Below are 19,594 nucleotides of genomic sequence, written 5' to 3' on the forward strand. Positions count from 1 at the left end.
CCGCACAGTGCCAAGCACCCCTGCGCGGCAGGATGCCGAACCGGTCGACACCGAGCCGACCGCCCGCGATTCGATCGCGCGGTAACGGCCCGCACGCCAACCACCCGGCGCAGCGCCCGTCTAGCGCTGCGCAGGCACGAGCCCGCGCACTGATTCGCCCCCCGCGTACGAAAGTGCTGGATGACCGTGCGCGGGGCGAGAGTTCGTGGGCGGCAGATGCATCGAGGGCCGCTGGACAGGCGGCGCGAGGCAATGCTTCGCACAGTTCGTTGCGGCTTCGCATAGCGATCGGGTGGTTGACGGCTGTGCGCGGACGCAACCAAGTGTGTGAAGCGCCGCAGCTGGTGGGGGTTGGCGGTGGGGGTGGGGGTTGGTTGCGGCAGAGTGTTGGGGGTGAGCGAATCGCGTTCGAACTACACCCCGAGGCCCATGTCCAGCAAGACCACCTACGCGTTGGGCGCCGTCGCCCTCGCGTTGATCGTGGTGATCGTTATCGCGGCGATCAACTGGGGGCACGACGAGGTGAGCGTCCGTAACGACGGGTACGGGTCCGCGCACGACCCCGGCGTCAACGTGGTGCTCGAGCCGGATGGTTCGATTCTGCTCGGCAAATCTGGCGCGCCGAAGACGATCGACATCTTCGAGGATCCGATCTGCCCCGGGTGCGGCAACATGGAGCGCATCTACGGCCAGGAGATCGCGCAGAAGATCGACGAGGGCAAGCTGGAGGTGCGCTACCGGCTGGTCAACTTCCTCGATGACCGCTCGCGGAGCAAGAACTACTCGACCCGCGGGGTAGCCGCCAATCAGTGTGTCGCAGAAGGCGGTTCGGGCCCGGTGTACTCGAAGTTCCACACCGAGGCGTTCACCACCAAGCGTCCGAGCGAGGGCGGCGCCGACCTCAGCAACGACGAACTCGCTGCGGTAGCGCGCGTCGCGGGCGCCCCCGAATCGGTGCTGCAGTGCATATCGACCGGCGCCAAGGTCGACACGGCGCGCGCCAGTGCGAAAGCCACGACCGACGCCCTCGACGCGGCGCTCGGCGGCTCTGCGGCCACACCCGCCGTGTTCGACGGGAAAACGAAAATCGACGTCAATAACGCGGACTGGGTGGACGTCCTCACGCGCTGATGTCGACTTGACACAGATCGGCCAATTGCGCCCCGCGAGATCCACTTGCGTGGCTAGGCTTTTCAAAAGCGGTCAATTGTCCGGGTATCGCGCGTAAAGGGATGAACGATGACGAGTTCCGAGTCGGCCCCAGTCGAGTTCGACGTGTCCAAGCCGAGCATCTCGCGAGTTTACGATGCGCTACTCGGCGGCAAGGACTACTACCCGTCCGACGAACACGTCCTAGAGCACCTGCGTGAGACCATGCCCGAGGTCGACGAGCTGGCCAAGCTGAACAGAGCCGTCCTCGGCCGCGGCGTGAAGTATCTAGCCGGTGAAGCGGGCATGAAACAGTACCTCGACCTGGGTGCCGGGCTCCCCACGATGGAGAACACCCACCAGGTCGCGCAAGCACTGGTGCCGGAATCCAAGGTCGTCTACGTCGACAAGGACCCGATCGTGTTGGCGCACGGGCGCGCGCTGCTCGGCGAGAACGGTCAGACGCGCGTCATCACGGCCGATCTGCGCGACCCCGCCGCGGTACTCGCCCATCCTGACGTCCAGAACATGATCGATTTCTCGCAGCCGGTGGCCGTCATGCTCGTCGGCATGCTGCATCACCTGCACGACGACGAGGATCCCGAGGGTGTCGTCGACGGATACCTGGATGCCGTGCCCGTCGGCAGCCACCTGTTCATCACCCACTTCCTCGACACCGGCGATGAATCGCGTGCCTTGGAGAAGTCGTTCCTCGACTTCCTCGGTACCGGGCGATTCCGGACCCGCGAGGAGATCCTCCGGTTGTTCCGCGGCTGCGAACTGGTGGAGCCCGGCTTGGTGCCGCTGTCGCATTGGCGACCGTCGGGCATCGTGCGGGACAAGCTGACGCTCGTCGAAGAGATCATCGTCGGCGGAATAGCCGTCAAGTCCTGAGTTCGGGTGGGGCCGGGCCGGGCACACCACCTTGCCTCGGCCCGGCCCCGCTCGACGGGCGATCCGACTCCAGGAGTTCCCCGGGATCACGCACGCCGAGCATTCGGTTGGTTCGAGGGCCGAGCCAACGAACTCGTCGAAGACCCCGCCCGCTCGGCGGGGTATCCGGCGTCCCCAGTCAGCCGGACCGGCCGAGCATTCGGTTGGTCGGTGGGCCGCCGTATCCACCATCTGATGGTTCGATCCGTTCGAGGGCGCGGTAGGGCCTGGACTGCGGCGCGCCGATTTGATGGGTCGGTGGGCCGAGCTGTCGTGTCTATCCTTCGATAGCTCGGCCCGTTCGACGGCGCGGTACGACCTGGACCGCGTCTGTCGGTTCTGTGGGTCGAGCCTTCGTGGCGCTTGGCCTTGTTCGACGGCGCGGTCGGAACTGGACGGTGGCGCGTCGAGTCGGATGGTCCGTGGCGCCGAGCCATCGCGTCCATCACCTGATGGCCGCGCCCGTTCGACGGCGCGGGCTGACGGGGCCGGATCGCGGCGCGTGGAGTTGGCGGGTTGGGCCCGACAGACACTCGGCCCCTCGACAGCGCGATTGGACGTCCGCCTGGATCGCGGCGCATCGAGTCTGTTGATGGTGGGGTCGAGCCCTCGTGTCCACCACCCGGACGCTCGGCCGTTCGATGATGCGGTCCGACATCTCTGGATCTCGGCGCGTCGAGTTGGTTGGTTCGTGGGGCCGAGCCGCCGACTCCACCAGTCGACGGCTCGGCCCGTTCGACGGCGCGGTCCTGCTTCCCCAGTCAGCCGGGACCGCGGCACGTCGAGTTTCAGTTGGTCAGTGGAGGGCGGCTCCGGGTGCTTGATGGAATGAGTTGGTTTCCGCATTTCCCCATGCCTTACGCGGGGTTGATCGCGGGAGTTGTTGCGTCATCGGGGATTTCGTCTTCTGGAGCGATCCGGCACAGTTGACGGTTGACCAGGGCGTGGCCGCGGAAGGGGTAGGCGAGATCGTCGGGGAGGTCGATGGCGGGTTCGGTCTGGGGCGGGTTCTCGTTCAGACCGGCTGGCACGTCGATGTCTTTGTGCGGGAACAGATATCGGGCACCCTCGCGGGCAGTGGTGTGTATGTCACCGGTGGGCGCGGTCCACTGCAACCGGTCCGGGTCGGCCAACCAAGTCTCCCACGGCACTTTCCTGTTGTCTGACAACGTTTTCAAGCGGTGGTGACGCGGGCACAACACGGTCGCCTCGGCGCGCGATGCCGACTGTCGTTGAGCCAGTACGGATTCGGCGGCGGGCATCGTGCATCCCGGGAATCGGCACATCCCGTCCAGCGCCCGCACCTCCCGATCCAGCAGCGGCGAACGCGCGACCGGATCGTCGGCGGCCGGATCGTCGGCCGCCGACCGTTCCGGAATCACTTGGAACCGAGCATCTTCGGCGAGAATCCGCGCCAACGCGGCATCGATCGGACCGTATCCGGCCAGAAATGCGGGCGCCTCCCGCATCCCGAGCAGCGTGTCCGCCGGAATCCCGATCTGAATCAGCGGCCGCCGCGGCGCCGCACCCGCCACCTCCCCCTTCGGACATCGCGCACCGCGCCCACACGCGCACCGTAACCGCCCCGACCCATCGGCCAACGCCACCAGTGCGTCGGCCCGCCGCTGCGGCATCGTCCGCGGATCCGCCGCGCACACCTGCAGACTCATCTCCCGCAGCCGCATCGCCACCGTCTGCGCGCCCGGCGCGGGCAGCACCCCATCGAATACGGCCATACTGTCCTGCACCGCTCGAATCCGAACGTCCCGATCATCCTGCCGCCGCTCCCGCCGCCGTTGCGCCCCAACGGGATCCAGCCGCGCCACCCACCGCCGCGCCGCCTGCCGCAGCCGCACCGGCGTCGTCCGCCCCGCCGTCTCCAGCAACCTCGGCTCCAACTCGCCGAGCACATCCCTGGCCACCGCACGCGTGTTATCGACGATCACCCGCACCTTCGCCACATCGATCCGCCCCGCCGCGAACTCCGCCCGCGTGCGCGGCAGCCAATCCTCCAGCGCCAACCCGACATCGATCATCGCGGCCACCGACCCCTCATCGACCTGCAACGCCACCGCCGCCTCCGTAGCCGCGAACTCACCGGCCCGCACCCCACCGGGCCCCGGCTCCGCACTGGCCGCCCGATGCCGCCGATACAACTCCCGCACCGCGAACACCTCCGCCGCCTGCGCCGCCGCCGAAGCCCCATGCGCAGTCCGAAGGGCATCGATCAGCCCCTCATCGCTCATGGCCTGAAAGTCAAGCACCGAGAGATCGCTTCCTTCGAACATGCGTTCGAGTCTACGACCATCAGCCCCCCGCCGCCACCCCCCATTCCACGCGATTTGGCCGCCACCACACCCGTGGTGTAACTTCGTTCAGGCAGTCAGGGAAACCTGAAAGCAACCCACTCGGGGCTATGGCGCAGCTGGTAGCGCACCACACTGGCAGTGTGGGGGTCAGGGGTTCGAGTCCCCTTAGCTCCACAGTTTTCGCGGGTCCGGCCCGGTATACACCGGGCCGGACCCGTCCCAACTGGTCGATTCCCCATGGTTTCCCCCATGGTTCGATCCCCCATGGTTTGCTTCATCGGAGCCTTTCGAGAGCGGGTGTGGAGTCGGGAGCCTGTCGTGGCCGGTCGAGGTAGATGTTGGTGATGTCGGCACCGGTGCTGATGACCGCATGGCCACCCTGACGGCTCGCCTGCTCGGTTCCGTAGTCTTCAGCAACGGTAGTCAGATTCGTCCTGCGCATCGTTCGAGCCGTTATCCACGCATATTCAGTGCCCCGTGCGGCTCGCCATGTGCGTGCCGTGTTGTGCGGGTCTCGCCACCCACCGGACCTGGACGGGAACAGTGGAGACTCGTCGTCGTCGCGCCATTTCTCTGCTCCCATTTCCTTGAGGGTGTTTACAGCCCACTGCGGCAGGACAACGATGCGGTATCCCGCGTCGGTCTTGGTCCAGTTCTGTCGGTAGAGCCCGTTTTCTCCCTTCTTTCGTTTGATGGTGCCGCACACGACCAAGCGCCACTTATCCGTTCCCTCGCCGTCGTCGGTCTTCATGAGCAGATCGCATCTGCGAAATGCGAGACCTTCATAGGGACGACAGCCTGACGCCAACAGGATGTCAGCAATCCGGAGGATGTCCGGGTCGCGTTTCGGACCATGGGCGTAAGCGGGGGTTCCCGGAATTTCCTCTCCGGCAAGCCATTTCTTCAACTGGGCCTGTAAACCATTGCGAGTCTCCTCGTCCATGGCTGGTGCCTTGTTGCGGCGTCTTTTTCCGCCTTTGCGTACCACGCTCATGGGATCCACGGGCATCGCGCCGAGTTTGACACCCAGCCGCACGATGCCCGTGAGAATCAGGTGGTGCAATTGAGCCTTGCGCTGATTACCGTTGGCTCGAATGGACTTGAGATGCCCGTCGAGGCGGTTGGCATCGACCTCCCAGTTCCTCAGATCGCCGAGCATAGGTCGAATTTTGATCGCGTTCCTGCTGTAGCGAAGGTCCGGAGTCCCGTCCTTCCGGCGGCGGGGCTCGGCGTCGTTGATCTCGGCGAGGTAGCCCTCGAATGTAGTCTGGTCCAGGGTGCCTTCCTGGACCTCGAGAGCCTTCTCCTCGATGAACGCGTCGATCAAGCTGGAGAACTTGGACTTTCTGGTGATCGACTTGCTGACAACACCCAGGCTCTTATCCGCGATTTGCAGTCGCTCGCGATAATCGTCCTGAAGCTTTTTCCTGGCTTTGCCATCGGACTCGGAGACGAAATCAAGCGGATAGTCCCGACCTGTGTAAGGATGCCGGAACGTTCCTCGGGCCCGATATTTTCCTTTGTATCTACCCGACCTTTGTAGAGTACAACTCACATTACCGAGTCCACCAAGCGATATCTCGGGTCTGGGCATGCCCATTCCTTTGCAACATATTTGCCAAAGCGGCAGAATGGATTGACTGGCATGGGCCGAGCGAACTTAGTCGGAGGACTGGGTACCCCGGACCTGACGGCTCTCCCACTCGATAAGGTCGAGCCGCCTATACCGGCGGAAGCGTCCGATTCTCGCGTATGGCGGCCCTTTGTGGGAACATGCCCACGTCGCCAATGTTTTACACGGGACTTTGAGTCGTCGGGCGACCTCCTCGGTGGTGAGCCATTCGTCTTCGACCTGGTCACGGTGCTCGTTCATCGTGTTGTGCCCTTCATGCTGCTGTCCAGACCAGCGTGATAGCCACAGGATTGCCGGGTCATCAACCGTGCTGGTCGGTGTCGGCCTTGTGGGTAGCGACCCATTCGTCGACGTCGGCTTCGTCGAAGAGCAGCGGCGAGTTGGGTGCGGCGCCGGCTTTCCAAGCCCTGTCGTAGAGCTCGTGCCCCTTTACGCGCAGATGACGAATGCGGTCGGGGCTGTGTCCGGTTCGGGCCGAGACCTGGTGGATTCGCAGAATTCGTCCGCGACCACCACCAGGGCGGGCTTGGGTGGATTCCATGTCGAGGCCGGGTCAGGTGAGATCGGCCTGCGCGGCGAGGGCTTGGGCCTCGTGGGAGAACCAGAGTGCCAACTCCTCCGCGTCGTGCTGGTCTATGCCCTTCTTGAACTCGGCCAGCAAGGCGACGATGACGAAGGCGGGCCGCACCCGTTCGTCGGGGTCCTGGATCATGTCGACCAGAGCGGTCACGGCCTTGAAATCTCCGCGCACCGTGTGAGCGAGCGCGGACATGGCAATCTGTTGTTCGCGGATCGAAGCCGGGTCTTGCTGGATGTGCGCCATAGGAAACACCTCACAGGGGCATCCGACGGGCCTAGTAGGGCTGACCATCAGCCGGTGGGCCGCCGGAGGTAGCGGGTAGACCCGATCCGTGACGGCGAACGTGCCGTAGTTATCAAGATCGGGAACCGTCGCAAGAAAACTGCTCAGGTCGACGGCGCTGCATCCGGATTCGCTGCCAGCGGTTACCGGGAAACTCCCTGAACAGGGGCGCGATCGTAATTGTAGACCAGGCGGTATTGCACCTGCAACCGCATGGCTATCGGAATGCCTCGAGCTGATCTTGCCGCCGCACTCGGTGTGGCAATCGCGCATTCGTTGCCGAGGAAGGCCATGGTCGGGTTCACGCCCCGGGTCCCCCGACCACGAGTGTGGAGCTACTCGTCGACCTCGTTGCGGGTAGCTGCGGCATCGGCGCGTTCGTCGAAGCCGGATCGAGCGGTGTCTGTTTTATACAGTCAGAGTAAGGATGTCGACCGAAGATCAACAGGACCCCGACGCGTCGCGCAACTGGCAGCTCGCGCGGGCACGGGCGCTGATCGACCGGCACGGTCAAATCGTCGCCGAGTTCTTCGACATCGGGCAGTCCCGGTCGATTCCGTGGAAACGTCGCCCGCAAGGCTCGCGGCTACTCGACATGCTCGCGCGCCCCGACCGCAGGTTCGACGCGGTCGTCATCGGTGAACCTCAACGCGCCTTCTACGGCAACCAGTTCGGTCTGACCTTCCCCGTCTTCGTCCACTATGGGGTCCAGCTGTGGGTCCCCGAAGTCGGTGGCCCGGTCGACCCGGATTCCGAAGCCCACGATCTGATCGTGTCGGTCTTCGGTGGCATGTCCAAAGGCGAACGCACGCGGATCAAGATTCGCGTCCGCGCGGCCATGGCGGCACAGGCGCAAGTCGAAGGCCGATATCTCGGCGGGCGCCCACCCCACGGGTACCGGCTCGCCGATGCCGGATCGAGCACTCCTTGCGATGCTCGAAGGCGCCCAATCCGACAACACCGCGGCGATCGCTTCCGTAGATTCGATGCGGCACTCACTCGCCGAATACGACCGCAAACTCAACAGCTACCGGGCCGCGTTGGAAGCTGGCGCCGACCCGCAACTGATCGCGACCTGGACCCAGCAAGTCCAACGCGAACGGGAAGTCGCTGCCGCTCAAATCGCCGCCATGGAAGCCTCGACAGACGCGCGTCCTGCATTGAGCCGCAAGGAGATTCACGAACTCGTGAAATCCTTCGGCGGTCTTGTGAAGATCCTGCGAGCCGCCGATTCCACCGACAAACTCGAGGTCTACCGACAACTCGGTCTCAAGATGACCTACAACCACAAAACACGGGTGGTGGTAGCTGAAGTTCAGCCACCACCACCCGTGTGCACAGTGGTCGTGTCCGGAGGGGACTTGAACACGGTTTCTCGTCCCCCAGCATGACTGGGAGTGTTCATGTGCTCGACGGTAGCTCTCAGAGCGGCAGGTGGTCAAGCAGGGCATGACTAGGCCGACTGCTCTGTACTGCTGCTGCCGGCGGGAACTCGACACCCGACAACTAGCCGAAAGACACCCGACAGCACCGATGCCCAGTGGGCGCGGTTGGAGCCGTTGCTGCCTCGCGGTAAGAAGGTGGGCCGACCGCCGATCTGGACCAAACGGCAGCTCATCGATGGCATCCGGTGGGGGACTCGGGTCGGTTGTCCGTGGCGGGATGTGCCATCACAGTACGGATCCCGGTCGGCGATCTACGGGTTGTTCCGACGCTGGCAGCGCGGCGGTGCGTGGTTGGCGATCTGGAAGTTGTTGCAGGTCTTCGCCGATGTAGCGGGTGCGATCAGATGGCAGGTGAGTGTGGCCTCGACGATCATGCGAGCTCATCAGCACGCCGCCGGTGCCCGCCGTGACGGTGCCGCTCAGGCCGAACCGCCGGGCGCGAGCAGCGGGCCCGAGCCTGCCGATCATGGTTTGGGACGGTCGCGGGGCGGGCTGGTCAAGCAAATTGCACCTGGCGTGTGAGCAGGGCTGCCGGGTGCTGGCAATGCTGCTCACAGCGGGTCAGGCTGGTGACAGCCCGCAGTTCACGACCGTGCTCGACCAAGATCGAGGTTGCCAAACCCGCAGGCGGGCGAGCTCGGGTGCGCCCGGATCGGGTGCTCGCCGATAAGGCGTATTCCAGTCGCGCCAACCGGGACTGGATGCGCCGGCACGGAATCAAAGCAACCATCCCAGTCCCGGCCGACCAGCTCATCCATCGCCGCAACCGCGGCGGCCTCGGCGGTCGCCCGCCAGCGTTCGACACGGTCCTCTATCGCGATCGCAATGCAGTCGAACGAGGAATCAACCAGCTCAAACAGCATCGGGCCGTAGCCACCATATCGCCGCGATCAATCAGTGGCTCCGACACGATTGAGCGACGGAGCCGCCCGGCCACCCTCACCTACTTCGACACAGAACCTAGCCGAAAGACCCGACTGACATCGGTGATTGGCAAGCAGGGGTGGAGATTCGCGGGCAAAATGGACCAGACCCGGCGTTGCCGTAAAAGGGGGATCGAATGTCGTGGGTCGGTAGATGACGTGGCCGTCGATGCCTGAGGGGGCGCTGTCGGCATGGGGACATCTTCATCCCCCACCGATGACGAGTCGATCACGCGCCGACGCCGAGCGTCGGCGCCGATCCAGGTCTTGACTGACCTGGAACGCACGAAATCCAGCCTGGTTGGGGATTTCTGGGGAGACACCGCCGCAGGATCAGATCGATCGCTGGTGGTGTCGGAGGTGTTAGCGAGTGAGTCGATGGGGAGATGTTGTCATGGGCGCAAACGTGATCGGTACTGTCGCTATTGGTCATGATTTCGCAAGGCGGTGCGCATCCGTGGCGAGCTCTGTCAGGATGCTGGGCAATTCTGCCAGGTCGAAATGTTTGGCTGCGGCGATTGCATTATGGTGCAGCAACTCGTCGAGCTTTCCTCTCGACCGCAGGATCGACGCCACTTGGGGGGCTTGGCTCGGATCGAATATGACCGGGACCGCCGCGCGGATCTCGTCGAGGATTGGGTACGGACCAGCGACAATCAGGCGACGCGCTGCAGCCGCCTCGACCACCGGTAGGCCCCATCCTTCCCAGGTCGAGGGCAATAGGACCACGTCTGCGGCGGCGTACATATCGGCTTGATCGGGCACGTGCCCTCGGAGGAGGCCAGGAGCGTCCTTCAGCGCCTCGGCGATCGGATCCTCCTGCGACACGACTGACGGATCGGTCAGCCAGTAGCGCACCGGTTGGTCGACCAACGTGCTTAGCGTGTTTGCGAACTCGACCGCCCGAGGGATGTTCTTTCTGGCAACGGCCCGCGCAGGGTGCACCAGCAGCACGCTGTCGGGATCGACGCCGAGCAGCTGCCTGGTTCGTTCCCGGTCTCCTCCTTTCGACAGGCGAATAGTGTCGACTCGGTTGGTCACTACCCGCAGGGCTCCGATCGAGTCCAATTCCGGCCACCGCTGTGCATATTCATGCAACGTCTGTTGGTTGATAACCACATGCAGGAATCGCGAATTGGTCACCGGGACCGAGCCGTCGAGATCCGGCCTCATCGACTTGGTTTGCCAAGGCGGATCGTGGTGACGGACGATCGTTGGTATGGCATGTGCGATGGCGGCAGTTTCCCATGCGCGCGATGCTTCAGGGGCACTCGGTAGCGTTGCGGCATTATCGAGGATCAGTAAGTCGTGGCCAGAGCATAATCGGTCAATCGCGCTGGTGTCGACGTCGGGAGGTGTACCGCCCGGAACCGCAGCCCACATCCCCCGAATGGTGACGTCTGCGTCCTCGTGGTCGTCGAAGTGGCCGGCCGCCCTGGTCACTTCAGCGCCGATGTCGCGGAGCGCCGTTATCCATTTGGCAGCTTCCACACTGACACCGTCAACGCCTCCGAGCCGGTGTGACACCATACAGACCCGCAATCTACGGTTCCTTCCCTCATCTGAGCATTGCTTATCCGCGCGGCGCCCGGTAGGGCAGCTATGGAAGATGTTACGTCCACAGCTCGGGGCTTATCATCGCCGCGGAATTTGTCAAGTCAAATGCGACAGTGCTGATCAGTTGATCTGCGTTTCGGGTTCGGGTATGGGCTCGCTGATGTCACCCTTCGACGCATACGTAGGGTCGCATTGCTACTCGACGCCTGTCAGTCACACGGCGGTCGATAGGGCAGTTCCGGCAAGGCTTGTGCCCATGACGTTCGGCTTATCATGGTCTGGGTTACGTCGCATATTCGTCTAATTGCGTGATCAACGTTCAGGTCCCATATGAGTAGCCCTTCGTCGTGCCCGCTGACAGCCAAGTATTCACCTGTCGAGTCGAATACCACCCTTCTCTTCGGGGCGGTCGATAGCACGGGCGATAGCATAATCGGCTTCGGATGTTCACGGTGGGAAAAGTCCCACAATAGGACTTCCCCATTGTGAGTACCCGATGCCAGGAGCTTCCCGTTGGGACTGAAATCGAGTGAGTTGATCGCAGAATTGTGCCCGATGAGCGGATCGCCAATCTGGACCGGCTCGGTCGGTCTGCTGATGTCCCAGACTCGAGCAATCTTATCTTCACCTGCAGAGACCAACGTGTGCATGTCGGGACTCAGCGCGATGCTGTGGATCGGGGCGGTGCCGACCTGGAGAGTGTGACCTATTTGGCGAGGCTGGGCAGGATTTGACATGTCCCACAACTTGACCGCCCCGACGTTGTCGGCGGTTGCCAGTAACGTGCCGTCGGAACTGAATCGCACGGTGGTGACCCAATCGGCGGATACCTGCAGGGGAACCCCCAGTGGGACAGCGGTCTTGGGATCAGTGATGTTCCAGACCTGGATCGAATGGTCGTCATAGCTGGTGACCAGTAGCGGTGAGCTCGGGCTGAACACTGCATTGACTGTAAAATAGTTGGCCAGTGGTATTTTTACATTCAACCGTAGCGTTGCCGGATCGGAGATGTCATACAGCCGGAACTCGGACGGATCCTGATTGAGGGTGGCCAGAGTCTGGCTTCGCGGATCGATCGCGATGTTTGTGATGCGTGCGTTCGTCACCAGCTCTCCCAGGCGACGCGTGGCGTGGGGATTGCGGGTGTCCCAGGTCTGGATTGTCCCGTCAACCGAAGTGGTGATCAGAATCTTGCTCGGTGGGTCGTATGCCAGGTAGTCGAGAGCGCCGACATGGCTGAAGGTGTCGTCGCCGGGTAATGACCACAATCGGACGACCCCGTCCTGGCTGGCTGTGGCTACCGTTCGCTGATCTGGACTGATCGCGACGCCGTAAACGCCCCCTGCTTTGCTGGCAAGAGGTCTACCTATAATTCGGGGGCGCGGATCTCTCAAATTCCATAACTTTGCGGTGCCGTCGGTGTCGCCGGTTATCAGAGTTTGCCCCCCAGGGCCGAAGGCTAGCGACCATATTGCGTCGGTCTGGGCCAAGAACGGTGCTGTGGCCGGACGCGGTGCTGCCGGATCAGTCAAATCCCATATCTGTACGACCCCGTTATTGCTGCCAGCCGCAAGCTTGAGACTGTCAGGGCTGAACGCGACGGCGTGCGCAACGGCGGTAAATCCGCCGAGTGCCGAGCCTATCGGCATCGATGTGGTCGGATCAGCGATATTCCATAATTGCACCGTCCTGTCGTCGCTGGCGGTCGCCAGCAAACGACCATTCGGGCTGAAAGCTATCGACCGGATCGGGCCACCCTGATTACCGATTCGGTCGATCAAGGTTGGCTTGGTGGGATCGCCGACATTCCACAACGCCACGGTGTGATCATCGTTGGAAGCTGCCAGCGTACGACCGTCCGGGCTGAAAACCGCGTTGTAGATCGCGCCGTTTCCCCCTATCAATGGTGCGGCTAACGATCGAGGCATCGCCGGATCGTCCACGTCCCACAGTCTTACTGTGTGATCTTCGCCGCCGACGGCAAGTATCTTGCCGTCGGGGCTGAACTGTGCCGCGGACGCGAACCCTCTGATTCCAGTGATCGGGTCCCCAATCCGGTATGGGTGCAGCGGGTCGCTGGTGTTCCATAGCTGGACGCTTCCGTCTCCGTAGGCCGAAGCAAGGAGCCCGCGGGGGGAAAATGCGATGTAGTAGACGGGGCTGTCGGGTCCGCTCAGCGGGGTGGCCAGCGCCATGGTCTGAGTGCCGAGCAGGCGCGCCGTGACGTCAGGACTGTCGGGCCGAAGTCGGTACGCGACGAGGTCGAGCTGGGCCGATAATGACGGATCGGTGTCCTGAAGACTGTCTGCCTTGGCTAGTACCGCGCTGAAAATAGCGTCGGCGCGCTGTGTTTCGGCCCTTTGGCTCCTGTCGAAGAAACCGTCGGTCATGACCAGAGCGACGACCACGAGTATTGCCAGCATCGATTTGGTGATCAACGCCTGCCGCTGCGCCTTGCGCCTCGCCGTGTTGGACGCCGCCAAAAATTCCTTGGTGTCCCCCGATGCAGGCGGGTTAGCGGAGGGGTTTTGTGCTGACTCCAGCCGGGCTCCGCGATATAGCAAAGACGCGTCACGACCTGTCGCCACCCACTGTGCTGCGTCGGCCTCTAGCTGCTGTCGAACCAAGTATCCAGCACGATCCTCGTCGATCCATCTACGGAGCCGCGGCCACGCGTCCAATACGATTTCATGGGTCAGATACGTCGAGTCGCCATCGATGGTAATCAGACGCGCCCCGGTCAGCGTTTCCAGCGCTGTCTCCGCCGAGGTGACACTTTCGATGGAATGCAACAACTCCGAGCGTGAGATAGTTCGTCTTGTGTCGCGGGAGTTATGTCCGATCGCCACCAAACTGAGGAGAATTTGTTTGGCGACTGCCTGCTGCGATTGTGTCAAGTCATCCCAGGCTCGTTCGGCCGTCGTCGCCACCGAGCCCATGACACCGCCAGACTGGCGATACCCCGCTATAGTCAGACGCTTGCCTTCGCGTCTTTGCCACACCGCTTCCATAACGTGCGACAACAGGGGCAGTGTGCCAGCATTTGCGACTGTGCCGAAGCGATGTGCACCTACTCCGTACAGCTCGCTGATCACTAGCTCTTGGAGACCGGACTCCAGTACGAGCCCGGCCAACTCCGCTGGGCGTGCGATGACCTCGGCAAGCTCATCCAGACGCATCGAATCGAGCACGTAGCTGTGCCGGTTGAGCGCGCTCGCCAGAATCGGATAGTCCAGACATCGCGCGTAGAAGTCGGCCCGAACGGCAATTATCACTATCGATGCATGGTCTGGACGAAGGGCCGCAGCGTGCTCGAGGACAGTAAGAAAGGCGTCGCGCTCTTGCTCGTCCTCACATATGGTGAACAGCTCTTCGAACTGATCCACAATCAGCAGCCGCCGACGATCTGTCGCCCATCCATCCAGCGCTACCGTGATCGAATCCTCGCGCAACGGTGAGGCTGACGAGACCGCAGGCACGACCGACTCGCCCATGATGCCGTCGATGGCCGTTCGTAGTGAGACCATCGGCGAACTTCCAGGCTTCACGGTCGCGATCGCCCACTCGTTCGTGGAATCAGCAAGGGCCGGGATCAGCCCTGCTTCCAATAACGAGGACTTTCCCGCTCCGGAGGCTCCCACCAACACAACAAGCCCGCTGGGCTCGTAGCTGTAGGCGATTTCCTGCACCAGCGCCTTCGTGGCATATCTACGGCCGAAGAACAACTCGAAGTCGTCACGATGGTAAGGCTTCAGGCCCAGATATGGACTAGCTTCACCAATCTTCGTGGACTTCGGGATCGCGCCATTTGATTCCGCCCACAGATGCCGCCACTGCCGCAGGTCGAGCAATGGGTGTTCTGCAGGATATCCCTTTCTTTTGGCCATGTTGATCAATGTCACCAGGACCGGTGCGAGCGATTCAAATCGCGCAGGCACATTTCGGCCGGCCGTCCAGTCGCTTATTCGCTGCGATGACACGGTGATACCACGACCGTTGCTATTCGTTTGTTGTACCCGTGTGTTGGCTAGCGTGGCCACGCGCCTCATCGAGGGATTAGCCGCCGCCGCGAACAGTTCGGCAAATTTGTGTGCAAAAACCTCTCTCCGCGACGCCGCCTGTAGCCCATCCAACGCTGCAGTATCCCCCCCTGTCATCAGTACACCCCTACTCGTGAAACGTTAGTCCCGATGATGCGCGTCGATGCATCGCGTGGCCAACGACAGCCCCCGCAAAGTAGCGCCTTGTGTGACGTGAAATACAACACCAGTTCCCGCCGTATTGCGCAACCTCTCGACGCTCGACTGAGCGCGATGCACAGGACAGGGGCCGCATTAGCTGACATCTTGGGCAGTATGATCTACCTTGCCCAATGTGACTGGTTCTAGCAGACCCTCCTGAGTCACGTGGAATCTCCAGACGCGCTGTCCATCACTGTGTCCATCGCTCAGATCCGCAATCTGCCTGCCAGGCGCGCGCAGGACCCTTCGCCCCGCCTGATCGAACGCGGCGAGAAAATCGGAGCGGCTCACGCGGAGCAAAACGTGGGTTAATACTGCGACGGGTGCGCCCAGAGACCGGGAGGTGACTGTGAGACGGTCATGACCTGTTTGGAAGCTCGTCGTCGCCTGCTGGTGTGAGTCCGGTCCGGGTAGCTGCCAGGAGGCCGTGCGACACGAAAGTCGCGCGCATGAGTGAACTCTCGGGGAGGAGGCCGGCTGTGCCGGACGGGTAGTTCTCGATCAGTGTTCAAGGTCGGTCCCCGCCTTGACGTGCCTCGCCGGGTCCTGCCCGGTTGGGGTGCGAAGCTCAGGGAAGAAGCCCAAGGGCCTGCGTTCCGTCCGCAGGAGCGACCGGGCGAGGGGAAGATCGGGAAGGGCGAACGTGAGTGAATCCTCTGTGATGCCTCGTCAGGCAGTCCCGGGGAGACGGGATGGATACCCGGGTTGAGGACCTTGCCGTTGGAGGAGGCGGCGAGCGGCGGTTGAGAGGCTTCGTCGGCTGTGTGAACACCGCTGGTCCCGGGGTAGAGAGGGCGCCCTACCCGGTCGTGTCTCGTGTGCGTGGAACGTGGAAACCCCGTCGGGGTCCGGGCTTTCGAGCCTGGTAGGCCGATCGTGAGAGGGGCGGAAGTCCCCGGTGGGAACAGGATGCCCAAGAAGCGAATGCCGACGGCCGAAAGGCAGCGGGACCCGCGGCCGATGACTGCTGCTCCGGTGGGGGTCGTGGGGAACCGGTCGGATACCAGCCCGATGACTGGGCTCGAAAGAGCGCTGACGTGGGCAGGTGAGCCTTGGAAGTATTGGGTGCCGACGGCATCGCGAACCGAAGGGACAAGTTGGACGCCGTTGAGGTGAACGGACCCGAGGACGTTGCTGTGGTGAGCTGGGACGTCATTGATTGGCGTGCCCATGAGCAGAACGTAGCGAGGTTGCGGCGCAGGATCTTTCAGGCGACGCGGAAGCAGGACTGGGCTTCGGTCCGGTCGTTGCAGAAACTGATGCTGGGTTCCTGGTCGAACACGCTGGTCAGTGTGCGGCAGGTGACCCAGCGCAATGCTGGACGTCGAACGGCCGGTATCGACGGGGAGGTAGCACTTTCCGCTGAGGCTCGCGCGGATGTGGCGGTGCGAGTGCATCGTTCGCGTTCGGTGTGGGAGCCGGTGCCGGTCCGGCGTGTGTATGTTCCGAAAGCCAATGGCAAACAAAGACCGCTCGGTATCCCCGTTGTGATGGATCGGTGTCATCAAGCGCGGGTCCGCAACGCATTGGAACCCGAGTGGGAAGCCCGGTTCGAGTCCCGCTCCTATGGGTTTCGTCCCGGGCGTAGTTGTGCCGATTCGATCGGTTCCCTGTATTCGACGCTCAAAGGGCCACGAGCCAAACGGGTGTGGATTCTGGATGCCGACCTGGCTGCCGCATTCGACAAAATTGATCATTCTCGGCTTCTCGAAACGCTCGGCTCCTTTCCCGCGCGGGGACTGGTCGGGGGCTGGTTGAAAGCTGGGGTGATGGAGAACGGGGAATTCGCGCCGACCGAACAGGGTTCGCCCCAGGGCGGGTTATGCGCAGCTGCGCATAACGAACCTTATGGGCAGTGCTGGGTTATGTGCAGTGGCGGCTGTCGGGCCTGGTGACGGCAGTGCGGGGGCCGAATCACTACCCATAACCAAGGGAATTCTCCGATCAGTCGGTCCGGCAGGGCGCGGGGCCGCCGGGATCGGAGGTCAGCCGTCATGACGACTTTGTCCGTGCTGGTGTCGGGCCTGGAGGCCGAACTACAGCGCTTGGGTTACAAGGACTCCACGCTTGTCTGGTAACGGAGCTGTTGGCGGCGGATGCAGAAATACTTCACCGCGCGCGGGATCGAGGAGTTCTCCCTGGACGCGGCGATGACGTGGGTCGATGACGTCTGCGGCTTCTTCGCCAAGGAACGGGCCGGAGCCTTGTCCCAGACCGATGTGTACCTGTTCAGGGTCGCGTCGATGCTCGAGGAGTACGCCGTCCACGGGGCGGTGCTGCGCCGCTACAACCGGTCGGTCAGCAAGCTCGACGAGGCCGGCGCCCGCACGGTCGAACGGTTCCAGGATCATCTCCGCGCGAGCGGCCGGCCGGTGTCGACGGTGCGGACCTACGGCACGCTGGCCGGAGAGTTCCTGGCGTTCACCGACACTCGGGGAGGGCTCGGCCGCTGCGATGCCGCGATGCTCTCCGCGTTCGTCGCCACGCTGACCGGTTACCAGGCCAAGACGGTCGAGCAGAAATTGTGCGCGGTGCGGTCGCTGCTGCGGTTCGCTACTACCGTCGGCCTGGTCGACGAGTCGTGTCTGGACGCGGTACCGGCGGCCCGCTCGACGCGGCAGGCCCGGATCCCCTCGGTTTGGGATCCTGGTGAGGTCACCGCGATCCTGGCCGCGATCGACCGTGACAATCCGTGCGGGAAAAGGGATTACGCGATCATCCTGCTGATCACCCGGCTCGGGTTGCGCGGGGTCGACATCAAGCGGCTGGAGTTCGCCGATTTCGACTGGCCGGGCAACCAACTGCTGCTCACGCAAGCGAAAACCGGTCACCGGGTGCGGCTTCCGCTGTTGAAGGAAGTCGGGTGGGCGGTGATCGACTACATCCGCCACGGCCGGCCCGACTGCGAACACCGGCAGGTGTTCGTCCGTCACACCGCCCCGATCGGCCCGTTCTCCGACCAGGACCATCTGCATCAGATCTTGGTCAAACACGCCCGCACCGCGCACGTCCCGGTCAGCGAGAAACGCCGACACGGCATGCATTCCCTGCGCCACACGCTGGCGACACGGTTGATGGAAGTCGGCACACCGATCGAGCAGATCGCCGATGTTCTCGGTCACCAATCGGTCGAATCGACCGGCGTTTTCCTCGACCGAGGCCAAACGCAAAGCCCTCGAAGCCGTCTACACCGACATCGTCACCGACGAACTACCCGAATGGAACCACGACACCGAACTCCTGAACTGGCTGAACGGCCTATGACCCGACCAGCAGCGTTATGCACAGTGATTCGGCCCCCGCACTGCCGTCACCAGGCCCGACAGCCGCCACTGCACATAACCCAGCACTGCCCATAAGGTGGTGTGATCAGTCCGTTGTTGATGAACGTGGTATTGCATGGTCTGGAGGAGGCCGCGGGAGTCCGGTACCGCGAAAACGGCGCTTACGCCGGTAAATCGGTGCCCGGTACTCCGGTTCTGGTGAGGTATGCCGACGACCTGGCCGTATGCTGTCATTCGCGGCAGCAGGCCGAACAGGTCAAGGAACGGCACGCTGAATGGTTGGCTCCGAGAGGGTTGGTCTTCAACGAGGACAAGACACGAATCGTGTCCCTCACCGAGGGTTTCAACTTTCTCGGGTTCAATATCCGCCGTTACGACCAGGGCGGTCGCCGACTCGGCAAGCTGTTGATCAAACCGAGTCCGGACGCGGTCAGGCGAATTCGGAAAAGGCTCGCCGAGGAAACGCGTCGTGCGCGTGGTTCCAACGCGGGGGCGGTAATCGCTGGGCTCAACCCGATTATTCGGGGCTGGGCCGCCTATTACCGAGGGGTGGTGTCCAGCAAGATCTTCGCGTCGCTGGACGCCTATGTGTGGCAGCTGACCTGGCGGTGGGCCTGCCACACTCACCCCAACAAGCCGAGGAAGTGGATCGTCAACCGCTACTTCGGCCGGTTCAACAGGTTCAGGAACGACCGATGGGTGTTCGGCGACCCCGGACATCGCTACGGCGACCGGGGCGACAGGATCGCCTATCTGGTCAAGTTCTCCTGGACCACCATCGTCCGACACACGGTGGTCAAGGGCGGGGCGTCTCCTGATGACCCCGACCTGCGCGACTACTGGGCCACACGGCGGCGCAAGGTCAAACCCGCGCTGGACGGCTATAACCTGCGTCTGCTCGCCGAGCAGGACGGGCGCTGTCCCTTGTGCGGGGATCATGTCCTGGCCGCCGATCAACCCCCGCAGACCCCGTGGGATTGGGAACGTTGGTGGCTGTCCGTCGTCAGGAAGGCGATAGCCGCCGACCATCTCACCCATCAGGGCCGAGCGGGTCTGTCGGACGGGAGTCGAACACGCCTTGTCCACGCCTCCTGCCATCGCGCCGTCCGGGCGCGACAGGCCGGAGGCCCAGCAGCAGCAACCACCGCCACTCCGCGAGCGCCCTCGGGGCTTGCTTGAGCCGTATGCCGGGACGACCGGCACGTACGGTTCTGAGGGGGGATCGGCGGGGCAACCCGCCGGTCCTACCCGACCGGTA

Annotated in this window: 15 protein-coding genes, 1 tRNA gene and 1 pseudogene; 10 read left to right on the forward strand and 7 right to left on the reverse strand. The window is 63.1% G+C overall.

The window, feature by feature from the left end; all coding sequences use genetic code 11:
- Window positions 1-393 precede the first annotated feature (393 nt).
- Together OG203_RS34755 and OG203_RS34760 are read left to right on the forward strand one after the other, a co-directional pair.
- On the forward strand, window positions 394-1,131 hold the full coding sequence (locus tag OG203_RS34755) for a DsbA family protein (RefSeq protein ID WP_405161446.1): 738 nt from the start codon (window positions 394-396) through the stop codon (window positions 1,129-1,131).
- A gap of 108 nt (window positions 1,132-1,239) precedes the next feature.
- Window positions 1,240-2,043, forward strand: a complete 804-nt coding sequence (locus OG203_RS34760) for an SAM-dependent methyltransferase (RefSeq protein WP_405161447.1) — start codon at window positions 1,240-1,242, stop codon at window positions 2,041-2,043.
- Between the two features lie 896 nt (window positions 2,044-2,939).
- Here OG203_RS34760 and OG203_RS34765 read toward each other — a convergent pair.
- Window positions 2,940-4,370: a DUF222 domain-containing protein gene (locus OG203_RS34765; RefSeq protein ID WP_405161448.1), complete on the reverse strand. Its 1,431-nt coding sequence runs from the start codon at window positions 4,368-4,370 to the stop codon at window positions 2,940-2,942.
- Window positions 4,371-4,492: 122 nt separating this feature from the next.
- Between OG203_RS34765 and OG203_RS34770 the strand changes: the two genes are divergently transcribed.
- Window positions 4,493-4,565: transfer RNA gene (locus OG203_RS34770), tRNA-Ala, on the forward strand.
- Window positions 4,566-4,665: 100 nt separating this feature from the next.
- On the opposite strand, the gene OG203_RS34775 is transcribed toward OG203_RS34770, so the two are convergent.
- The 4 genes from OG203_RS34775 to OG203_RS34790 form a co-directional block, all read right to left on the reverse strand.
- Window positions 4,666-5,985, reverse strand: a complete 1,320-nt coding sequence (locus OG203_RS34775; protein WP_405161449.1) for a hypothetical protein — start codon at window positions 5,983-5,985, stop codon at window positions 4,666-4,668.
- 66 nt (window positions 5,986-6,051) lie between these two features.
- Window positions 6,052-6,264 (reverse strand): helix-turn-helix domain-containing protein, encoded by a 213-nt coding sequence (locus tag OG203_RS34780; RefSeq protein WP_405161450.1) that lies wholly within the window; start codon window positions 6,262-6,264, stop codon window positions 6,052-6,054.
- 61 nt (window positions 6,265-6,325) lie between these two features.
- Window positions 6,326-6,565 (reverse strand): hypothetical protein, encoded by a 240-nt coding sequence (locus tag OG203_RS34785; RefSeq protein WP_405161451.1) that lies wholly within the window; start codon window positions 6,563-6,565, stop codon window positions 6,326-6,328.
- A gap of 12 nt (window positions 6,566-6,577) precedes the next feature.
- Window positions 6,578-6,847 (reverse strand): hypothetical protein, encoded by a 270-nt coding sequence (locus OG203_RS34790; RefSeq protein ID WP_405161452.1) that lies wholly within the window; start codon window positions 6,845-6,847, stop codon window positions 6,578-6,580.
- Window positions 6,848-7,313: 466 nt separating this feature from the next.
- Here OG203_RS34790 and OG203_RS34795 point away from each other — a divergent pair.
- From OG203_RS34795 to OG203_RS34810, 4 genes and pseudogenes are all read left to right on the forward strand, one after another.
- Window positions 7,314-7,682, forward strand: a pseudogene (locus OG203_RS34795) (recombinase family protein); the annotation flags it as partial.
- Between the two features lie 112 nt (window positions 7,683-7,794).
- Window positions 7,795-8,277 (forward strand): hypothetical protein, encoded by a 483-nt coding sequence (locus tag OG203_RS34800; RefSeq protein WP_405168205.1) that lies wholly within the window; start codon window positions 7,795-7,797, stop codon window positions 8,275-8,277.
- 189 nt (window positions 8,278-8,466) lie between these two features.
- Complete coding sequence (locus tag OG203_RS34805; protein WP_405161453.1) at window positions 8,467-8,853, forward strand: transposase; 387 nt, start codon at window positions 8,467-8,469, stop codon at window positions 8,851-8,853.
- Window positions 8,854-8,987: 134 nt separating this feature from the next.
- Window positions 8,988-9,431, forward strand: coding sequence for a hypothetical protein (locus OG203_RS34810; RefSeq protein ID WP_405161454.1), 444 nt, complete (start codon window positions 8,988-8,990; stop codon window positions 9,429-9,431).
- Between the two features lie 252 nt (window positions 9,432-9,683).
- Here OG203_RS34810 and OG203_RS34815 read toward each other — a convergent pair whose 3' ends face one another.
- Together OG203_RS34815 and OG203_RS34820 are read right to left on the reverse strand one after the other, a co-directional pair.
- A complete protein-coding gene (locus OG203_RS34815; RefSeq protein WP_405161455.1) occupies window positions 9,684-10,745 on the reverse strand; it encodes a glycosyltransferase family 4 protein in 1,062 nt (353 codons plus the stop codon).
- 275 nt (window positions 10,746-11,020) lie between these two features.
- Window positions 11,021-14,968 (reverse strand): hypothetical protein, encoded by a 3,948-nt coding sequence (locus OG203_RS34820; RefSeq protein ID WP_405161456.1) that lies wholly within the window; start codon window positions 14,966-14,968, stop codon window positions 11,021-11,023.
- Window positions 14,969-16,104: 1,136 nt separating this feature from the next.
- Between OG203_RS34820 and OG203_RS34825 the strand changes: the two genes are divergently transcribed.
- The 3 genes from OG203_RS34825 (at window position 16,105) to OG203_RS34835 (ending at window position 19,515) form a co-directional block, all read left to right on the forward strand.
- Window positions 16,105-16,947, forward strand: a complete 843-nt coding sequence (locus OG203_RS34825) for a reverse transcriptase N-terminal domain-containing protein (RefSeq protein ID WP_405161457.1) — start codon at window positions 16,105-16,107, stop codon at window positions 16,945-16,947.
- Window positions 16,948-17,148: 201 nt separating this feature from the next.
- Window positions 17,149-18,411: a site-specific integrase gene (locus tag OG203_RS34830; RefSeq protein WP_405161458.1), complete on the forward strand. Its 1,263-nt coding sequence runs from the start codon at window positions 17,149-17,151 to the stop codon at window positions 18,409-18,411.
- 6 nt (window positions 18,412-18,417) lie between these two features.
- Window positions 18,418-19,515 carry a group II intron maturase-specific domain-containing protein gene (locus OG203_RS34835; protein ID WP_405161459.1) on the forward strand — a complete coding sequence of 366 codons (1,098 nt, stop codon included), beginning with the start codon at window positions 18,418-18,420 and terminating at the stop codon, window positions 19,513-19,515.
- Window positions 19,516-19,594 lie beyond the last annotated feature (79 nt).

This window comes from Nocardia sp. NBC_01499, assembly GCF_045040275.1.
Taxonomy (GTDB): Bacteria; Actinomycetota; Actinomycetes; order Mycobacteriales; family Mycobacteriaceae; genus Nocardia.

Bases quoted from the DNA above. Each gene is read 5' to 3' on its own strand.
- OG203_RS34760 (WP_405161447.1), top strand. From the start codon at position 1,240: ATGACGAGTTCCGAGTCGGCCCCAGTCGAGTTCGACGTGTCCAAGCCG.
- OG203_RS34765 (WP_405161448.1), bottom strand. From the start codon at position 4,370: ATGTTCGAAGGAAGCGATCTCTCGGTGCTTGACTTTCAGGCCATGAGC.
- OG203_RS34775 (WP_405161449.1), bottom strand. From the start codon at position 5,985: ATGCCCAGACCCGAGATATCGCTTGGTGGACTCGGTAATGTGAGTTGT.
- OG203_RS34780 (WP_405161450.1), bottom strand. From the start codon at position 6,264: ATGAACGAGCACCGTGACCAGGTCGAAGACGAATGGCTCACCACCGAG.
- OG203_RS34785 (WP_405161451.1), bottom strand. From the start codon at position 6,565: ATGGAATCCACCCAAGCCCGCCCTGGTGGTGGTCGCGGACGAATTCTG.
- OG203_RS34790 (WP_405161452.1), bottom strand. From the start codon at position 6,847: ATGGCGCACATCCAGCAAGACCCGGCTTCGATCCGCGAACAACAGATT.
- OG203_RS34800 (WP_405168205.1), top strand. From the start codon at position 7,795: ATGCCGGATCGAGCACTCCTTGCGATGCTCGAAGGCGCCCAATCCGAC.
- OG203_RS34820 (WP_405161456.1), bottom strand. From the start codon at position 14,968: ATGACAGGGGGGGATACTGCAGCGTTGGATGGGCTACAGGCGGCGTCG.
- OG203_RS34830 (WP_405161458.1), top strand. From the start codon at position 17,149: ATGCAGAAATACTTCACCGCGCGCGGGATCGAGGAGTTCTCCCTGGAC.